The sequence below is a fragment of the Devosia chinhatensis genome, from assembly GCF_000969445.1.
Lineage (GTDB): Bacteria > Pseudomonadota > Alphaproteobacteria > Rhizobiales > Devosiaceae > Devosia > Devosia chinhatensis.
Genome location: NZ_JZEY01000061.1, coordinates 40,878 through 58,894, shown reverse-complemented (window position 1 = coordinate 58,894; position 18,017 = coordinate 40,878). Strand labels below are relative to the sequence as shown.

General features: G+C 63.4%; 15 protein-coding genes. 9 read left to right on the top strand and 6 right to left on the bottom strand.

Annotation, left to right across the window (positions count from 1 at the left end; genetic code table 11):
- The first annotated feature begins 25 nt into the window (after positions 1–25).
- Positions 26–2,194: a malate synthase G gene (locus tag VE26_RS10690; protein ID WP_046105291.1), complete on the top strand. Its 2,169-nt coding sequence runs from the start codon at positions 26–28 to the stop codon at positions 2,192–2,194.
- A 16-nt stretch (positions 2,195–2,210) separates the two neighbouring features.
- On the opposite strand, the gene ade is transcribed toward VE26_RS10690, so the two are convergent.
- Positions 2,211–3,944: an adenine deaminase gene (gene ade, locus VE26_RS10685; RefSeq protein WP_046105290.1), complete on the bottom strand. Its 1,734-nt coding sequence runs from the start codon at positions 3,942–3,944 to the stop codon at positions 2,211–2,213.
- Between the two features lie 110 nt (positions 3,945–4,054).
- Here ade and VE26_RS18090 point away from each other — a divergent pair, with 110 nt between their 5' ends.
- From VE26_RS18090 to VE26_RS10670, 4 genes are all read left to right on the top strand, one after another.
- Positions 4,055–4,210, top strand: coding sequence for a hypothetical protein (locus VE26_RS18090; RefSeq protein ID WP_160297836.1), 156 nt, complete (start codon positions 4,055–4,057; stop codon positions 4,208–4,210).
- Positions 4,211–4,278: 68 nt separating this feature from the next.
- Positions 4,279–5,325: an NAD(P)-dependent alcohol dehydrogenase gene (locus VE26_RS10680; protein ID WP_046106239.1), complete on the top strand. Its 1,047-nt coding sequence runs from the start codon at positions 4,279–4,281 to the stop codon at positions 5,323–5,325.
- A gap of 10 nt (positions 5,326–5,335) precedes the next feature.
- Positions 5,336–6,109: an SDR family NAD(P)-dependent oxidoreductase gene (locus VE26_RS10675; protein ID WP_046105289.1), complete on the top strand. Its 774-nt coding sequence runs from the start codon at positions 5,336–5,338 to the stop codon at positions 6,107–6,109.
- Positions 6,110–6,166: 57 nt separating this feature from the next.
- Positions 6,167–6,691 (top strand): MgtC/SapB family protein, encoded by a 525-nt coding sequence (locus tag VE26_RS10670; RefSeq protein WP_046105288.1) that lies wholly within the window; start codon positions 6,167–6,169, stop codon positions 6,689–6,691.
- Positions 6,692–6,909: 218 nt separating this feature from the next.
- Here VE26_RS10670 and VE26_RS10665 read toward each other — a convergent pair whose 3' ends face one another.
- Positions 6,910–7,344 carry an ANTAR domain-containing protein gene (locus tag VE26_RS10665; RefSeq protein ID WP_046105287.1) on the bottom strand — a complete coding sequence of 145 codons (435 nt, stop codon included), beginning with the start codon at positions 7,342–7,344 and terminating at the stop codon, positions 6,910–6,912.
- Positions 7,345–7,636: 292 nt separating this feature from the next.
- Between VE26_RS10665 and VE26_RS10660 the strand changes: the two genes are divergently transcribed.
- Entirely contained in the window at positions 7,637–9,358 is a 1,722-nt protein-coding gene (locus VE26_RS10660) for a tetratricopeptide repeat protein (protein WP_046105286.1), read from the top strand.
- On the opposite strand, the gene murD is transcribed toward VE26_RS10660, so the two are convergent.
- Both murD and VE26_RS10650 read right to left on the bottom strand, forming a co-directional pair.
- Entirely contained in the window at positions 9,355–10,647 is a 1,293-nt protein-coding gene (murD, locus tag VE26_RS10655; protein WP_046105285.1) for a UDP-N-acetylmuramoyl-L-alanine--D-glutamate ligase, read from the bottom strand. The two genes, VE26_RS10660 and murD, sit on opposite strands and share 4 nt — an antisense overlap.
- On the bottom strand, positions 10,637–11,968 hold the full coding sequence (locus VE26_RS10650) for a MurL-like N-terminal domain-containing (RefSeq protein WP_046105284.1): 1,332 nt from the start codon (positions 11,966–11,968) through the stop codon (positions 10,637–10,639). Before VE26_RS10650 ends, murD begins: the two co-directional genes overlap by 11 nt.
- Before the next feature lie 171 nt (positions 11,969–12,139).
- Between VE26_RS10650 and VE26_RS10645 the strand changes: the two genes are divergently transcribed.
- Positions 12,140–14,506, top strand: coding sequence for a bifunctional diguanylate cyclase/phosphodiesterase (locus tag VE26_RS10645; RefSeq protein WP_052715846.1), 2,367 nt, complete (start codon positions 12,140–12,142; stop codon positions 14,504–14,506).
- A 3-nt stretch (positions 14,507–14,509) separates the two neighbouring features.
- On the opposite strand, the gene VE26_RS10640 is transcribed toward VE26_RS10645, so the two are convergent.
- Entirely contained in the window at positions 14,510–15,400 is an 891-nt protein-coding gene (locus VE26_RS10640; protein ID WP_046105283.1) for a metallophosphoesterase family protein, read from the bottom strand.
- A gap of 167 nt (positions 15,401–15,567) precedes the next feature.
- On the opposite strand from VE26_RS10640, the gene VE26_RS10635 reads away from it, so the two are divergent.
- Entirely contained in the window at positions 15,568–16,041 is a 474-nt protein-coding gene (locus VE26_RS10635; protein ID WP_052715845.1) for an NUDIX domain-containing protein, read from the top strand.
- A 74-nt stretch (positions 16,042–16,115) separates the two neighbouring features.
- On the opposite strand, the gene VE26_RS10630 is transcribed toward VE26_RS10635, so the two are convergent.
- Positions 16,116–17,075 carry a glutathione S-transferase family protein gene (locus VE26_RS10630; protein WP_046105282.1) on the bottom strand — a complete coding sequence of 320 codons (960 nt, stop codon included), beginning with the start codon at positions 17,073–17,075 and terminating at the stop codon, positions 16,116–16,118.
- Between the two features lie 361 nt (positions 17,076–17,436).
- On the opposite strand from VE26_RS10630, the gene VE26_RS10625 reads away from it, so the two are divergent.
- Positions 17,437–17,985, top strand: coding sequence for a GNAT family N-acetyltransferase (locus VE26_RS10625; RefSeq protein WP_046106236.1), 549 nt, complete (start codon positions 17,437–17,439; stop codon positions 17,983–17,985).
- The last annotated feature ends 32 nt before the right edge of the window (positions 17,986–18,017 follow it).

Here is an 18,017-nt window from a genome sequence, read left to right as displayed (position 1 = left end):
CAAAGCTGTTTTGCGAGGCTCCCCCATGACTGAATACCTGACGAAATCCGGCCTTTCCGTGCATCCGCTGCTGGCGGATTTCGTCGAGACGGAAGCATTGCCCGGGACGTCGGTTTCGCCGGAGCAGTTCTGGTCTGGGTTTGCGGCACTGCTGGCCGAGCATGTGCCGACCAATGCGCGGCTGCTGGCGCGGCGCGATGCGCTGCAGGGCCAGATCGATGACTGGCATCGCCAGAACGGGCCGGTGTCCAACAATCCCGCCGGCTATGAGAGCTTCCTGCGCGAGATCGGCTATCTTGTCGAAGAGCCGGGTGATTTCACTATCGAAACCGAGGGGCTCGATCCCGAAATCGCCACGACCTGCGGGCCGCAGCTGGTGGTGCCGGTGTCCAATGCGCGGTATGCGCTCAATGCCGCCAATGCGCGCTGGGGTTCGCTTTATGACGCGCTTTATGGCACGGACGTGATCGGGCGCGAGGGCGAGCTGGCGCCGGGCAAGGGCTACAATGCGTCACGCGGCGCGGCCGTGGTGGCACGGGTGGCCGAGTTCCTCGATGCCACGTTTCCGCTGGCCGGGGGCAGCCACAAGGATGCGAGCGGGTACCATATCGTCAAGGACGGCGACACGCGGGTGCTGGTGGTGGATACCGCCATCGGGCGGACGGGCCTGCGCGACCCCGATGCCTTCGTGGGCTATGGCGGCACGGAGACCGAAGGCGAGATCGTGCTCAAGCACAATGGCCTGCATGTCGTGCTGGTCATCGCCCCGCAGACAGAAATCGGCGCGGCCCATGCGGCCGGGTTGAGCGATGTGATCGTGGAAGCGGCGCTGACCACGATCCAGGATTGCGAGGATTCGGTGGCCGCCGTCGATGCCGAGGACAAGGTCGGCGTCTATCGCAACTGGCTGGGCCTGATGACGGGATCGCTGGCGGACACATTCGAAAAAGGCGGCAAGCAGGTGACGCGCACGCTCAAGGCGGACCGCACCTACAAGGACATCCAGGGCAAGCCGCTGGTGCTCAAGGGTCGCTCGTTGCTGCTGGTGCGCAATGTGGGGCACCTGATGAATACCGACGCCGTGCTGCTCGACGGCAAGCCGGTGGGCGAGGGCCTAATGGATGCGGCCATCACCGCGCTATGCGCCCTGCACGACCAGGGCCGCAATGCGCGCCATGGCGCCATCTATGTCGTCAAGCCCAAGATGCATGGCCCCGAGGAAGTGGCCTTTGCCTGCGCCATCTTCGCGTCCGTCGAAGCCATGCTGGGCCTCAAGCCCAACCAGATCAAGCTCGGCATCATGGACGAGGAGCGCCGGACTTCGGCCAATCTCAAGGCGGCCATCTACGAGGCCCGCGCCCGGGTGTTCTTCATCAATACCGGCTTCCTCGACCGGACCGGGGACGAGATTCACACCTCGATGGAAGCGGGCGCCGTGCTGCGCAAGGACGAGATCAAGAGCGAAAAGTGGATTGCCTCCTACGAGGATCGCAATGTGCTGATCGGGCTCAAGGCCGGGTTCTCGGGCAAGGCGCAGATCGGCAAGGGCATGTGGGCCCGGCCCGATGATATGGCGGCGATGATGGAGGCCAAGATCGGCCATCCCAATGCCGGCGCCAATACGGCCTGGGTGCCCTCGCCGACAGCCGCGACGCTGCATGCGCTGCATTATCATCAGGTCGACGTGTTCGAAGCCCAGACGCGCCGCCATAACCAGCCTCTGCCGAGCCTCACCGACCTGTTCTCCATGCCGGCGCAGGCGCCATATTCGCTCAGCCGCGAGGAGATCACCCGCGAACTCGAGAACAATGCCCAGGGTATATTGGGCTATGTGGTGCGCTGGGTGCAGCAGGGCGTGGGGTGTTCGAAGGTTCCGGACATCAACAATGTCGGACTGATGGAAGACCGCGCCACATGCCGGATTTCATCGCAGGCGGTTGCCAACTGGCTGCGCCACGGCCTTGTCAGTCGCGACGAGGTAACCTCGGTGTTCGAGCGCATGGCCAAGGTGGTGGACGAGCAGAATGCAGGCGATCCGATCTATCGGCCAATGAGCGAGAACTTCCAGTCGGTGGCGTTCACGGCGGCCCTGGACCTGGCCCTGCACGGAGCCGACCAGCCCAGCGGCTATACCGAGCCGCTGCTGCATGCCGCCCGGCGCAAGGTCAAGGCGCGCGACAAGGCGCGCGCCTGAGGGTTTCGGACGGTGCTCAGCTGACGAAGTCGAAAAGATCGACGTCGAACAGGCCGCGGTCGGTCATTTTCAGATGGGGAATGACCGGCAGCGCCAGGAACGCGACCTGAAGGAACGGCTCGGGCAGGACGCAACCGAGCGCCCTGGCGGCGTCGCGCAAGTGATGCAGGTCTGCCGAAACCTGCTCGAAGGGCTCAAGGCTCATGAGGCCCGCAAGGGGCAAGGCCAGTTCAGCGGTAATCCGCCCGTCCTCGGCCACGGCAAAGCCACCGCCCAACTGGATGAGGCGGTTTACCGCCAAGGCCATGTCGGCATCGTCGGCGCCCACCACCGTGATGTTGTGGCTGTCATGACCGACCGATGAGGCAATCGCGCCGCGCTTGAGGCCGAAGCCCTTGACGAAGGATCGGCCGATATTGCCGTTCTTGCCGTGCCGCTCGATGACGGCCACCTTGATGACATCGGCGTCGAGATCGGGCTGAAGCCCGCTGGCGCCCGAGGCGAGGGTCGCCTCCTCGCGGAAGGTGAGGATGAGGCCCGGCTTGACCCCGATGACGGGAACGCTGTTCTGGCCAGGCCTCGCCTCGGTGACAAAGGCTTCGGCGGTGACGGGGCTGGCCTTCATGGAGGAAAGACCCACCGGAGCGACAGCCTCGCGGGCCTCGAAGAGGGAAGAAGTCACAAGGCGCCCGGCCGCGATGACGTTCGACACCGTGCAGTCCTGGAGACTATCGACAAGCGCTAGGTCGGCGCGCCAGCCGGGCGCCAAGAGGCCCCGGTCGCGCAGGCCGAATATGCGGGCGGCCGAATGGCTGGCCGCGCGATAGACGTGATGGAGCGGGCGACCCATGGCGATGAGGCGCCGGATCGAGCTGTCGAGATGGCCTTCCTCGGCAATGTCGAGCGGATTGCGGTCATCGGTGCAGAGGGCGACGAAGCTGGAGGTGTTCTCGTCGAGAATCTCTGCCAGGGCCTCGAGGTCCTTGGAAACAGAGCCTTCGCGAATGAGAATGGCCATGCCCTTGGCGAGCTTTTCGCGTGCCTCGGCCGCAGAGGTCGCCTCATGATCGGTGCGGATGCCGGCGGCAAGGTAGCCGTTGAGGTCCTGGCCGCGCAGCAGCGGGGCGTGGCCATCGATGTGGCCATCCTGAAAGGCAACGAGCTTGGCAAGAATGCCCGGATCGGCATTGAGCACGCCGGGGAAGTTCATCATTTCGGCGAGACCGACGACCTTAGGGTGATCGCGGAAGGGCAGCAGGTCCTCGATTTCGAGCCGGGCGCCTGCGGTTTCGAAGGGGGTAGCGGGCACGCAGGAGGAGAGATTGACCCGGATATCCATGATGGCGCGCTCGGCGCTGTCGAGGAAATAGCGGATGCCCTCGGCGCCCAGGACATTGGCGATCTCATGGGGGTCGCAAAGGACGGTGGTGACGCCGTGTGGCAGCACGCAGCGATCGAATTCGAGCGGGGTGACGAGCGAGGATTCGATATGCAGGTGTGTGTCGATAAAGCCAGGCACGGCAAAGCGCCCGGTGCCATCGATCTCCTCACGTCCTTCGTAGCGCGCATGGGTCCCCACGATGCGGTCACCGACAATGGCAATGTCCGTCTGTGTGACGGCACCCGTGATGACGTCGAGCAGGCCGACATTGCGAATGACGAGATCGGCCGGCGCCAAGCCTCGGCCCGCCATGATCATGGCGGAGAGGGCTTCGGAGCCGGGAGCGGACGTTGAGAGCGTGCGGGTCATGCCGGAGCCTTCAACGGCCCGGGGGCAGGCGTCAAGCCCCGTGAGCGCGGGGCAGGGAACCGCGCCCGGTTCCGAACGTTGGCTGTTGTGAAGTGAACCGGGAGATTTTTATGGAAACCTACGACCCCAACAAGAATACGACGGAAGTGCGCCAGGCCAATCCGCGCAAGATGAACCTGCGGGTTCTGATTATCTCCATGTCGGTGGTCGTCATTGCGTTTGCCCTCATCTTCCTCGTCTTTTCCATGATGCAGCCGAGCACCTGATCGCCGCCTCCTCTGGCGAATGCCCAGCCGATGCGCTAATGCTCGGGCAAGCCGAAATGGAGGATGTCATGGCGATGGTTCGGGCCCTGGTTCTGGAGCGGCAGCATGAGCTGGCGCTGCGCGATATCGATCTTCCGCTGGAGGTTGGACCGGGTCAGGTCCGCATCGCAATCCACACTGTCGGCGTGTGCGGCTCGGACGTTCACTATTACACGCATGGGCGGATCGGCCCCTTCGTGGTCAACGCGCCCATGGTGCTCGGCCACGAGGCGGCCGGGACTATCGTCGCCCTTGGAGAGGGTGTCACGCATCTCAAGGTCGGCGACCGCGTCTGCATGGAGCCGGGCATTCCCGACGCCAATTCGCGCGCCAGTCGCCTCGGCATGTACAATGTCGACCCTGCGGTGACGTTCTGGGCCACCCCGCCGATCCATGGCGTGTTGACGGCTGAAGTCGTGCATCCGGCCAACTATACTTTCAAACTTCCAGACAATGTCAGTTTTGCCGAAGGCGCGATGGTGGAGCCGTTCGCCGTCGGTATGCAGGCTGCGAGCAAGGCCCGGATCCAGCCGGGCGACATCGCGGTCGTGCTGGGCGCCGGACCCATCGGCACCATGGTTGCCCTCGCGGCGCTCGCCGGGGGATGTGCACGCGTGATCGTGGCCGATCTGGCGCAGCCAAAGCTCGATATTGCCGCCCAATACGAGGGCATCATTCCGGTCAATATCCGCACGGAAAAGGTGGCCGACGCGGTTGCGCGCCTGACCGATGGCTGGGGCGCCGACGTGGTGTTCGAATGCTCGGGCGCGCCCAAGGCATGGGAAACCATCATGAACCTGCCGCGTCCCGGTGGAGCGATTGTCGTCGTCGGGCTGCCGGTGGAACCGGTGGCCATCGACATTGCCGGTGCTTCGGTCAAGGAAGTGCGGATCGAAAATGTCTTTCGCTATGCCCATCAATATGACCGAGCCATTGCGCTCATTGCCTCAGGCAAAGTCAACCTCAAGCCGCTGATTTCAGAAACCTTTGCTTTCGAGGACGCCAAGACGGCCTTCGATCGTGCCGTCGAGGCGCGCCCGAGCGACGTCAAGCTGCAAATCCGCGTCGCACAATAGGGAGCGGACAATGGACCTCGGGCTCAAGGGAAAGAAGGCCGTCATCACCGGCGGCACCGTGGGGATCGGTCTCGCCATCGCAGAAGGTCTGGCCAGGGAGGGCTGCGACCTCCTGCTCGTGGGGCGTGACGGAGCGCGTGCGGATGCGGAGGCCGCGCGGATCGGCGCCACGTTCGGCGTGACGGCGCGGGGCATTTCGGCCGATGTGGCGACTGCCAAAGGTTGCGATGCGGCGATCGCGGCGGCCGGCGATATCGATATTCTCATCAACAATGCCGGCACCGGATCGAACGAAACGATCCTTGAGGCCGAGGACGCCAAGTGGCAATATTATTGGGACCTGCATGTGATGGCCGCCGTGCGGCTGGCGCGCGGACTGGTGCCGGGCATGAAGCGGCGCGGCGGTGGTGCGGTGGTGCACAATGCCTCGATCTGCGCGGTGCAGCCTCTGTGGTACGAGCCGATCTACAACACGACCAAGGCCGCGCTGATGATGTTTTCCAAGACGCTCGCCAATGAGGTGGTGGGGGACAATATCCGCGTCAATACGGTCAATCCGGGGCTGGTGCTGACGCCGGACTGGATCAAGACCGCCAAGCAGATCGCCGGCGAAGAGGGATATGAGGCGCATCTGCAGGCGGTGGCCGACGAGGCGGGCGGGATGAAGCGTTTCGCCGCGCCAGAGGAAGTGGCGGCGTTCATCGTCTTCCTCTGCTCGGACAAGGCGAGCTATTCGACCGGCAGCACCTATTTCGTCGATGGCGGCTGGCTCAAGAGCGTGTAGGGAACTCCCGGGGCGCAACGAAGTTGTGACGGCAGCGTCACATAATCGGGTGTCCCCATGGATGTCGGCAATTCATTCGGCCTGGTCGAAACCTATCTTCCCCAGCACATTATCGCGCTGCGCCTGCTGATGGCGGCCATTTTTGGCGCGCTGATCGGCTTCGAGCGTGAAATCAACACCGCCGAGGCGGGCTTGCGCACCCACATCCTGGTGGCGGTGGCCGCGGCGCTTTTCACCATTCTGACCTTCGAGATTTTCCACACGATCGAGGTGGGATCGCAGGGGCCGCAGGCCGACCCGATCCGTGCGGTGGAGGCAGTGACCGCCGGCATCGCCTTCCTCGGCGCGGGGGCGATCTTCCGCAGCGGGCGGAACGTGCAGGGACTGACCACGGGCGCGGGCATGTGGCTGGCAGGCGCGGTGGGCGTGGCGACGGCGCTGGGCTTTTATATCGTCGCCGCCATGGTCGCGCTGTTTGCCGTGCTGGTGCTGGCAGCGCTGCGGGCATTTTCGCACCATGTCCTGGGGCACAAGAGTGCCGAAGTGGTGGCGGACGAGATGAGCCGCGGGGAGAAGCCTTAGCATTTCCGCCGCGTGGAGGACGGACGCGGCAGATCGGTCGGCTTCTCCCCTGTCACGGATGCGACAGGGAGGATGATCGCATCCGCTTGAACCAATGGCGGTGCAGGCCACCGATCCAGTGCAGGATGGCGGAGAGAGCGGCTTGGGAATGCCGGCCGGCTCCCGCCGGTCAGCAGCCCCTCTCTCCGCCGCAGGCATGCAACCTGTGGACGCAGGTGTCACATGCCGATCGCGTCGAGGCGCTGGTGGCGCGCCCAGAAGGTGACGATGGCCGCTGCCTCGCGCCGATAGGCGTCGAGTTCCGCATGGCGGAAGAAGATGCCGGCAGCGCCAGCAGCGGTAAGCGCCTCGCATCCGGCTGCGGAAAGCGGCGGGCTCATGACCGCGATTGGAATGCCCTTCTGCCGAAACAGCGCCTGGTTGCGCTCCAGAAACTCGAGATTGGCGCTGCTGTGGCTCTTGAGATCGATGATGACGAGCCCCGGCCAATTGGCCAAGGGATCCTGTAGCATGGCCGCGATCTGGCCTTCGCCAAGCGCGGCGGTGCCGAAATGGCTGATGGCCGGCGCACCATGAGCCGCCATCATCCTTGTGAGCAGATAGGCGGAATGATCGTCGTCATCGACGAGCGCAATAAAGCCAGGTTCGGACATGTCCGCCAACACAATTCACCTCGGGACCCGCAGGGTGCGGGCAAAACAAAACTCGGGAACAGACCAGTCCCGATCGCGCCGCGCGTCAGGATCAAGGGTCGAACTATTTTATAGAACGGGTCCGGGCGGGGCCTTCCGCCGGGGAATATGTCGAGCGCATGACATCGACAGGGCTGCATATGGTGCAGATGACTGGTCCTGCACAGGCAAAACGGGGTAAATCGTCTGTAATCCGGGTTGCGTTTAACATGTAAAGAGTCAGTATGGGGCGCGGTCAGGAGGGGAATTCCGCGTGTCCGATGGCGCACCCAGCGAGGGCGAAATCCGTGCTGCCTTGCAGCGGCTGCTGGCATGGCCGGACATGGCGCGCTCGGGGCAATTGGCGCGGTTCCTGAGCTATATCGTCGAGCGCAGACTCAATGGCGACGCGCAGGCGATCAAGGCCTATTCCATTGCCGTCGACGTCTTCGGGCGTTCGACAGATTTCGATCCGCAGACCGATCCCATCGTGCGCGTGCAGGCGCGTCGGCTGCGCGCACTGCTGAGCCAGTATTATCGGGAGGCGGGCGCGGGCGAAGAGGTCCGCATCACGCTCCCGACCGGGCGATACGTTCCGGACTTCCTGCGGGCCGATGGCGCCGGCGCCGCCGCCACCGCGCCAGCGCCTGTGGCGGCTCCAGTGATGCCGCCGAAACGGGCGGGACTGGGTCGATCCTGGATTTTACTTGCGGCGCTGACAGTGTTGGCAACGCTGGTTGCATTATCCTCTTCGATCTGGTGGACGGGGCAGGGCGAGCAGAGGATCGGCTCCCAGCCCAATGCGCTGGTCGAGAGGCCGCGTTTGCTGATCACCGAGTTTCAAAGCCTGACCGGCGATTTCGGCGACCTGGGCATGGTGGCGAGCCTGGCCGTCGAAATGGTGGGCGACCTGGGTCAGTTCGGCACTATTGCAGTGGATTATGGCGGAGCTGCGCAGGCCGACATGGCCGATTATGTGCTGAGCGGCATTGTCCGCCGGGAAGCGGGCGGGCTGCAGTTCAGCGCGATCCTCACCGAGGTCTGGAGCGGTGGTGTCGTTTGGAACAGGACGATCGGTCTGTCCGGCAGCGAGATCGCGCGCACCGATCTCGTGAGCCATGTCTCGGACAGGTTGAGCATGATGCTGGGCGGCGCGCGGGGGCCGTTGCACCGAAACGCCCGAACGCTGGTGGCGAACAATTCGGATCTGACGGGCCGGGAAAACCTCTACCTCTGCCGGATATTGTTCGATCTCTATCGCGAACGCAGCACGGACGAGCGGGCATCCAGGACGCAGCGCTGCTTTTCGGTATCCGGCATCGGCATGGAGCAAAGCGGGGAGGCGCAGGCGGCCCTGGCCATGTTGGGTGCCGAAATGGCCGAGAGCACGGCGATACGCGACGAGCAGGATGCAGCCCTCGCACAGGCCACGCAAAGAATGGAGCATGCTGCTGCCCTGGCCCCCGTCAGCGGCTTTGTCTGGGAGCAGCGGGCGCGCCTGCTGGAATTGACCGGACGGCATGACCTCGCCGAAGCCGCCTATAGCACGGCCTCGCAGATCAACCCGGCCAACAGCGATGCCATAGCAGCGCGGGCGCGACATCTGGCCTTCCTCGGCCGACTGGACGCCGCCATAACCCTGATGGCGCCCGTGATGGCCGACAGTCCGGATCCGCCGTCCTGGTATTATGCCGTGCCAACCTTGCAGGCGCTGCGGGACCAATCCTTCGCCGTGGCCGCGCGGCGGGCCGGCACCTATACGGATGCCGACCGGGAACTGGGACCGATCCTGGCGGTAATGGCCGGGCAGCGGCTGGACAATGTCGATATCGTCAACCGCTACCTGCCGCGCGTGCTCGATCTGCCCAGTTTCCGAACAGAAGGCGTATTGACGCGTTTGCGTGGCCGGATCGTTGATGAAGGCCTGCTGCGCGATATCCGAGTGGCGTTATTGTCGGCAGGCGTGCCGCCGGGGGCGCTCAACGGTCCCTTCTAGGTGCCGAAAAGGTCGCGACCAAGAGCGACGAAGCGTGCGCCGCGTTCCTCGAAATTCTTGAACTGGTTGTAGGACGGCGCGCCGGGGGAGAGAATGACCGTGTTGAAGCGGTGGTGGCGGTGCGCGAGGGCACGCATGGCGCCTTCGAGATCGGAGCATTCGATGATCTCGATCTCCGGCGCTGCCCGGCGCGCTGCGGCAGCCAATCTTTCGCCTGTCACCGGAAGCGTGGCGAGCGTGGTAACGCCATGTCCGCTCAGGAGTTCGGCCAGCTCAGCATAATCTTGCTGGCGCTCATGGCCACCAGCAATCAGGGCAATGGCACGACCAGGATAAGCGGCCAGAGCGGCCTTGGTGGCTTCGGGCGTGGTGGAAATGGAGTCGTTGACGACGACCATCCCGCCAAAGGTGTGTTCTTCGAGCCTGTGGGACAGAGGGCGGAAGGCGGCAATGCCCTCGAGGATACCGTCGAGCGTTCCGCCCGCTGCCAAGGTGATCTGGGCAGCCAGTTTTGCATTGTCGACATTATGCGCGCCGCGCAGCCGCGAGTGCGCCGCGGCCTGATCGATGGCCCGCGCTTCGTCGCGCGTCAGGTCCCGCAACAGGCGCCGATGGTCCCGCACCGCTTTGGCGACGAGCGCATTGCTGCGCGCCTTTTCCCCCAAGGCCACGGCAAACTGGCCGTCGCGATCCACCAGATGCAGCTTGTCGGCGTAATAGCGCTCGACCGAGCCATGCCAGTCGACATGCTCGGGATAGAGATTGGTAATGGCAGCAATATCGGGCAGAAAATTCATGTCCGCCGTCTGGTAACTCGACAGTTCGAAGACGATCAAAGCATGTCGGTCGGCGATATCGAGCGGAGCGAGGCCGACATTGCCGGCAAGTCCGGCATCGATGCCCGACCGCGTCAGCATCAAATGGGTGAGCGTGGCCGTCGTGGACTTGCCCTTGGTGCCGGTGATGGCGATGACGGTCCGCCCGTGGCGAAACGCAGCGCCCCAGAGATTGAGATTGGACGTGACGGTAATGCCGGCCGCGGCAGCCTGGGCAAAGATGGGCTTATAACGCGAGACGCCAGGGCTTTTGACGATGTAGCCGAAGCGGCGGGCCGCAAGGGCATCGGGCAGGTCGTCGGCGGAGATCTGTTCGGTTTCGGCAATGTCGGCGACACCGCTATCCACGGTGACGAAAACCTTCAGGTCCGGCTGTCGTGCCTTGAGGAAAGCCCGGGTCGAGAGCGCTTCCTTGCCGGCGCCATAGAGCAGGACGGGTTCTTCAAACCGCATAGGCAGCGACCTTTGCGGCAAGGGCGGGGGGAATATGATGGTCACGGCTGTCGGTCAGGCACTCGGCCATGGCCATTTGCAGTTTCTCCTCGCCGTATTGGCTCAGCAGATCGGCCTTGACCGCCCGCACAACCGCATCCTCATGCCAATCGGCATGGCGGGTGAGCGTATAGAAACAGGCGGCGGCCTCGAGAATTTCGCCGACGCACTCCCAGGGCTTCTGCCCGGTGAGGCCGGCCAGCTCGCGGAAGGAATGTTCGTTTGCGGGCTTGTCGAGCAGGTTCTGGCCGAAAATCGCGAGGAGGCGTTCCTTTTTCATGAAAGGCGCGAAGATCAGGAAAACGAAGTGGCATTTCGGGCATTCGCCGCACCAAAGGGCCCCGTCATTACCGGTGAGGCGGAAATTGCGGTTGCAGCTCGAAAAGACAGCATCGAACTTGCTGGCTTGCGTAAACAACGATGCGATGCGCGCCTCCGAATAGGGACGCAGCAACGAGAAGTATTTTAGCGCGCCGCCGGTGGCATTGGACAAAGTATCGGCGATGAGCAATTCGAAGCCGAGCGACTTGGAATATTGATGATTGGTCTCTCGGCCATCGAAGACGACATTGCCTTCGCTGGCCGAGCGCTCGTTGGACAACACGATCTGGCTGAAGCCGTAAAGCACGGCGCAGAGCGAGGCGATCATGGAGTTGATGGCCGTAGAAGGGACATGGCCATTGTAATAGCCAGGCTCCTTGCCCAGGCGGATCATGTCCGCGTCCAGACTGCGCGTCACGTAAAGCGGCGGGGTGCCGATGGCCTCGACCGATGAGAGGATCGGGCCCTTTGGATTGACGGCGAAGGGGGTGAAATCCACCCCGGTATGGGTCAGCAGGTCGACGCTGACGAGACTATCCTTGCCGCCGCCGATGGGCAGAAGCGTGCGATCGGCCAGGACAGGCGCGGGCTTGCGATCCTGGGCGTCATCGGGCGCGTGCAGCGTCAGCTTGCCAAAGCGCGACAGCTGATTGCGCGCGTAGAATTCGCCGAGGCCATTTTCATAGACATCGATGACGAAGGCCCGCTCGGCAGCGGTGAGCGCAATGCCAGGCGCCTCGATGACGAATGGCGCGCGGAGCTTGAAATAGGAGACACCAAGCACAAGGGCGGTGAGGCCGAGAAGCTTTTCAAAAGCGGGAGAGAGCGCAGCACCCGCATCGGCACCGTCGGGCAGGCCGAGGCGCTCGGTGAAGCGCAGATCGCCCAAGCCATAGGTGAAACGGGCTTCGCCGGTGGCGGGGTCGAAGCTGGGGCGGTCGATGCGAAAGGTTTCAGTCACGGGCTACTCGCTGGCTTTGCCCCTCATATAGGTGATTTGCGGCCCGCGCGGGAGGGGCCTGCCGGTGGACCCTGTTGGCGGGGCGAGCCACTAAGCGATTCCACTCAGTAGTAAAACACTCGGCATTAATGTTTCAGTCCTACTGATATTTGCGTCTAGTGGAGTTAAATCGTGCTGAAACTGGTCGATTGTCTTGCGATCATGCATGATCCGGTAACAGCTGGACTGGCGATCGTAATATCCATCGCTTCCATGCAAGTTGTTTTTCTGTTGCAGCGACGGGTTGCCGAATGCGCCGTGCAACGGCAGCCTCTGTGGCTGGTGACCGGTGCAGTGGTTGGCGGCATGGGCATCTGGTCCACCCATTTCCTCGCCATGCTGGCCTATCGCAGCGCCGGGCCCCTCGATTTCGACTGGACCATGACCCTGATGTCGGCGCTGATCGCGGTCGCCGGAATGTTCGAGGTGCTGACCCTGCTGGCGCGACCCGAACGCGGCAAAGCCCTCCTGGCCGGTTTGCTGCTGGCCGCGACGGTGGCGGCGATGCACTTCATGGGCATGTGGTCGATGAAGGGACTGATCCGGCACAGCTATGATTACAGCCTGCTGCTGGTGGCCGTGGCGATCAGTACGGTGCTTTTCGTTTCCGCCTTCCGGATCGTGCCGGCGCCATTCGCGCGAGGGCCGGCTCGGTGCCTGCCGGGCCTTCTGGTCGTGGCCGGGATTACCCTCATGCATTTTGCCGACATGGCAGCAGCGACGTTCATGGTCGATGCCAGCGTTGCTCATGCCGTGGATGAAACCAGCCGCCTTGTCCTTGTGGGCGCATTGTGCGCGGTTTCGACCCTGCTGGCGAGCGGAAGCGTTGCGGCGGTGTTCATCGATCGGCACCTGACCGACCTGCGCGGATTGCAGGAAGCCTCGATCGAGGGCCTCGCCATCGTGCGCGACAATCGGGTGATCGACGCCAATTCGCGCTTTGCGGAGGTGCTGGCGCTCGATGCCGGCGCGACGCGCGCGGAAGGGCGCGATCTCGACAGCCTGTTGCAACCGCTCGATGCAGCGCCGGTCCTCGCCCCGCGCGAGCGGACCGCGGAAGCCCGGCTAATGGCGGGGCCCGCCGAGCGGATCGTGGAATTTGCGGTGCGCACGGTGGAGTATCGCGGGCGGCCGTGCCAGGTGATCGCGGTGCGCGATCTCACGGCCAGCCATCAGGCCAAGCAGCGCATCGAACACCTGGCCAGTCATGATGCGCTGACCAACCTCGCCAATCGCACTCTGCTCGAACAGCGTCTTTGCCAGGCCATCACCGTAGCGGGCGAGGCGCGGGCCAGTGTTGCGGTGCTGGCGCTCGATCTCGACCGGTTCAAGGCCGTCAACGACATGCATGGCCACAGCGCCGGCGATGACGTGCTGCGCCGCGTCGCCCGCATCCTGCGCGACTGCGCCAATGACCATGACAGCGTCGCGCGGATCGGCGGGGACGAATTCGTCATCGTACAATCGGCCCAGAGCCAGCCCAAGGCGGCCGATCAGCTGGCGCGGGCGATCCAGAAGGCATTCCGGCGCGAGTTCAATACGCAGGCCAACTCGCTGGCAGTGGGCGTCAGCATCGGCATTGCGCTGTTTCCTGACGACGCGCAGACGCCCGAGACGCTGCGACATTGCGCGGATATCGCGCTTTACCGCGCCAAATCGGAAGGGCGCGGCACGGTAGCGCATTACTCGGCCGAGATGGACCAGGACCTGCAACAGCGCCGCCGGATCGAGGCCGAGCTGCGGCTGGCCATTCGACGCAAGCAGCTGCGTCTCAATTTCCAGCCTCTGGTGAAAACCGAAAGCGGAGCTGTCGTGGGTTATGAGGCGCTGTTGCGCTGGCGTCATCCCGAACTGGGAGAGGTGCCACCCTCGACCTTCATCCCCATTGCCGAAGAGAGCAACGCAATCCTTTCCATCGGCGAATGGGTGCTGCGCCAGGCTTGCAGGACGGCGGTGAGCTGGCCGGATGGGTGCAGCGTCGCGGTCAACGTGTCGGCGATCCAGTTTGCGCGGGCAAATTTCGCCGACAAGGTCTTCGACATCCTGCGCGAAACCGGGCTGGAGCCGGAGCGGCTCGAAATCGAGGTTACCGAAACGGTGCTGCTGCAGGACGAGGCGCAATCGCGCGCCATCCTCAACCAGCTCAAGGCCGGCGGCGTGCGCATCGTCATCGACGATTTCGGCACCGGCTATTCCTCGCTCAGCAATCTGCGCACGTTCCAGTTCGACAAGATCAAGATCGACCGCTCGTTCATCGCCACGATGGAGACGGATCGACATGCCCGGGCCATCGTGCGCTCGGTGGCGGATCTGGGGCGCAACATCAATGTGCCGGTGCTGGCCGAGGGCGTGGAGACCGCAGCGCAGGGCGAGATGATCCGCGCCGATGGCTGCACCCATGCCCAGGGCTATTATTACGGTCGGCCGGTCGAGGACATCGCCGCCGCCGCACACACATCCGGCTCGGTCATATCGCTGGCAGAACGACGCAGCGCGTAAGGGTCAGTAGATGCGCATCTGCATGCGCATGACGATGTCCTGGCCCAGGCGCTGGAAGCCAAATTCGCGCATGGTGCACTGCCAGCCCTCTCCCGCCTTTTCGATGCGGAAGAGATTATAGCGGGCCGGATCGTCCAGCGTGCCGCCCTGTGCGGCACTGGCTGCGGCGACACCGATGACGGGCACTTCGTGATCCTTGCCGGGGATGTGGTGGATCGAGGAGCGGTGCGTGTGTCCATGCAGGACGAGCTCGGCGCCTTCCTCGGCAATGACCTGACGGAAAAGGCGGTGGCCCTTGAGCCCGAAGGAGGGGTGCTGCAATTCCGCGTTGGGCGGATGATGGATCAGGACGACGCGGAAATAGCCGGCGTCGCCCAAAAGCTTGAGGATACGGCGGAGGCGAGCGGCCTGCTTGTCCTCGAAGCGGCCGACAGCCATGAAGGGCGGGGTCGGAACGGCGCTGGAACAGGAGACGATGGCCACGTCGCCGACGCGGCGCACGAAGGGAAAAGCCTGACCTTCGAGCGTTTCGCCCTTGAGGTAATCGCCCCAGATCGACTGGGCACCCTCGAGCGCGCCTGGCACATAGGCGTCGTGATTGCCGGGGCAGACGGCAACCTTATCGGCGCCGCCCACGCCCTGGAGCCAGCGGCCGGCGCGTTCGATCTCGCCGGGCAGGGCCAGATTTGTCAGGTCGCCGGTGACGGCCGTGAAATCGGCCTCCTGCTCCTGCATGTGCTCGACGAGCCGCACCAGCGTTTCGCTGTTGAGTTCGCCATGGCGCTTGAGCTTCCAATTGAGAAAGCCGGTGAGGCGTTTGCCGACCAGGTCACGCATGCCCACTTTGGGAAGGGGCGACAGGTGAATGTCGGAAATATGGGCCAGGGTAATCATCGGGCCGGTTTTGCCAGAAGGAAAAGGGCAAGAAAACGGTCAATCGTGCTCACACACGATTTTGTCGCGCACAAAGCTTTGCTAGAGCGCACCGGAAAACCGGGAAAACCGCGTCGCACTTTTCCCGCCGATGCTTTAGCCATGGCAGGCAAAAGGGAGCAAAGCCGATGATGAATCGTTTCCAGCGCGTCCGGGCCAAGGTGTTCCTGACCCTCAAGGGCGTGTGGCTGCGCATGACGGTGGGGGCGCGGGTGATGGTGGTCGAGGGCGACAAGGTCCTCCTGATCCGCCACCGCCATATTCCCGGCTGGCAATTTCCCGGCGGCGGCGTTGGCCCTGGCGAAACCTTCGAAGAGGCCGGCGCGCGCGAAACGCTCGAGGAGACGGGGTACAAGCCGATCGGCCCCATGCAGCTTTTTGGTCTCTATCACAATTCCAGCACCGTCACGAACCGCGATCATGTCGCCTTCTTCGTCTGTACCCATTTCGAGAAGGCGTTCGATCACTCGGGCAATTTCGAGATCGCGGAAGTGGGCTGGTTCGACCGCCACTCCCTGCCGAACGGGGTAACGCCGGCAACGAGCCAAAGGATCGACGAATATTTCGACAAAGTCGAAAAGCGCAAGATCTGGGGTTATTGAGGGGTCAAGCGCCTCACGTTTCGATGTCACCCCAACCTTCGTCGGGATGACATCGTGGGTGTGGGCGGGGGGCACTATGCCAGGAATGGCAGTTCCGGGCCGACCGGAATGATCCGGTGCGGATTGATGGTGGTGTGGCTCCAGTAATAATGGGTGCGGATATGGTCGAGGTCGACCGTTTCCTTGACGCCCGGGACTTCGTAGAGCGCCTTGAGATAATGGCTGATATTGGCGTAGTCGGCGATGCGCCTGCGATTGCACTTGAAGTGGCCGACATAGACCGCATCGAAACGCACGAGCGTCGTGAAGAGCCGCCAGTCTGCCTCGGTGATATCGTCGCCGGTCAGGTAGGCGCGGTCGCCCAGGAGATTTTCTACCCAATCGAGCGCTTCGAACAGCTTGCTGACGGCCTCGTCATAAGCCTCCTGGGTGGTGGCGAAACCGGCTTTGTAGACGCCATTGTTGATGTCGTCGTAGACGCGGGCATTGATGGTATCGATGTCCGGCCGAAGGGCCTCGGGATAATAGTCGTCACTATTGCCGGTCAGCCCGTTAAAGGCCGAATTGAACATGCGGATGATTTCCGAACTCTCGTTGGAAACGATGGTGTTGGTCTTCTTGTCCCAGAGCACCGGAACGGTCACGCGGCCGGTATAGTGCGGATCGGCCTGGGTATAGACCTGCCACAGCGTTTCCTTGCCGAAGAGCGCGTCGCCCGTCGAGCCTTCGGCCTTGTCGAAGGACCAGCCGGTTTCATCGGGCATCTTGGGGGAGACGACCGAGACCGAGATCAGGTTCTCAAGCTCCTTGAGCTTGCGGAAGATCAGGGTGCGGTGGGCCCATGGACAGGCGAGCGAGACATAGAGGTGGTAGCGGTCGGCCTCAGCAGCAAAGCCGCCCTCGCCCGAGGGGCCGGGGGCGCCATCGGCGGTGACCCAATTGCGGAAACCAGACTGTGACCGGACGAACTTCCCGCCGGTCTTGGCGGTGTCGTACCATTGGGTGGACCATTTGCCGTCGATCAATTGTCCCATATCGGACCCCTTTCGGTCATTTTGCTGTCAGGTTGCCAGAGTCAAATTGATCCCGGCGCCATCAGGTTGCGGTGTCCCGTTCTAACTAGGTCGTCATCCGAGTATCGAAAAGGCCGGTCTGGGGGAACAGTGCGTTATGCAACCCGGACACAGCGCGGCTTCGAAGAAAGGAATTTCACGGCATGAGCCCAATATTCCCATTTACGGACCGGAGCACGGGTGCTAATGCGCATTCAGACGTGGAGGCGTCCAGGATGGTGAAGGTTTTGCAGACGAGCCGACGACCCTAAGCGGTCGTTTCATGCGGGAGCCCGAGGGCTGCTCGCGAGTTGTTCTGCACACCTTTTCCGGATTTGCCCTGATGACCACGCTCGTTGCGGCCGAGGCCGCTTCCCCCCAGCATGACGGCCAGCCCAATGTCCGGCTTGCCACGCCCGCCGATGACAGCTTCGTCGAAGACCTTCAGGCCATTGCCTTCGGTCCCGGCCGGTTTGCACGTACCGCTTTTCGAGTGCGCGAGCGCTTTCCGATCGATCCGGGCCTGAGCCTCATCGCGGAAGTCGACGGCACGCCTTGCGGTTCGGTGTGGATGACCCCGATCAGTGTCGGCGGCATGAAGGGCTATCTGCTTGGGCCGCTGGCGACCCATCCCAATTTCCGCAAGCGCGGCGCTGGAAAGCTTCTGGCGCGGGAAGTGAGCAAGCTGGCGCTGTCGCGCGGCGAAGGCCATTTCGTGCTGCTGGTGGGCGATCAGGATTATTACTGCCCCCTGGGCTGGGAAATCACCACACCGGGTAATATCGAGTTTCCCGGCCCGGTCGATACCAGCCGCGTCCTGCTGCTGGCCGAAGACAAGAGCCTGGCCAAGTCACTCAAAGGTGCTATTGCCGCCTTCGATGCCGGCCAATAGCAGCGCGGCCAAAAAAAGCTGCGTGTCCGGGG

Excerpts from the sequence above, each read along its gene's own strand:
- VE26_RS10690 (WP_046105291.1), top strand. The coding sequence starts at position 26 with ATGACTGAATACCTGACGAAATCCGGCCTTTCCGTGCATCCGCTGCTG.
- ade (WP_046105290.1), bottom strand. The coding sequence starts at position 3,944 with ATGACCCGCACGCTCTCAACGTCCGCTCCCGGCTCCGAAGCCCTCTCC.
- VE26_RS18090 (WP_160297836.1), top strand. The coding sequence starts at position 4,055 with ATGGAAACCTACGACCCCAACAAGAATACGACGGAAGTGCGCCAGGCC.
- VE26_RS10680 (WP_046106239.1), top strand. The coding sequence starts at position 4,279 with ATGGCGATGGTTCGGGCCCTGGTTCTGGAGCGGCAGCATGAGCTGGCG.
- VE26_RS10675 (WP_046105289.1), top strand. The coding sequence starts at position 5,336 with ATGGACCTCGGGCTCAAGGGAAAGAAGGCCGTCATCACCGGCGGCACC.
- VE26_RS10670 (WP_046105288.1), top strand. The coding sequence starts at position 6,167 with ATGGATGTCGGCAATTCATTCGGCCTGGTCGAAACCTATCTTCCCCAG.
- VE26_RS10665 (WP_046105287.1), bottom strand. The coding sequence starts at position 7,344 with ATGTCCGAACCTGGCTTTATTGCGCTCGTCGATGACGACGATCATTCC.
- murD (WP_046105285.1), bottom strand. The coding sequence starts at position 10,647 with ATGCGGTTTGAAGAACCCGTCCTGCTCTATGGCGCCGGCAAGGAAGCG.
- VE26_RS10640 (WP_046105283.1), bottom strand. The coding sequence starts at position 15,400 with ATGATTACCCTGGCCCATATTTCCGACATTCACCTGTCGCCCCTTCCC.
- VE26_RS10635 (WP_052715845.1), top strand. The coding sequence starts at position 15,568 with ATGATGAATCGTTTCCAGCGCGTCCGGGCCAAGGTGTTCCTGACCCTC.
- VE26_RS10630 (WP_046105282.1), bottom strand. The coding sequence starts at position 17,075 with ATGGGACAATTGATCGACGGCAAATGGTCCACCCAATGGTACGACACC.
- VE26_RS10625 (WP_046106236.1), top strand. The coding sequence starts at position 17,437 with ATGACCACGCTCGTTGCGGCCGAGGCCGCTTCCCCCCAGCATGACGGC.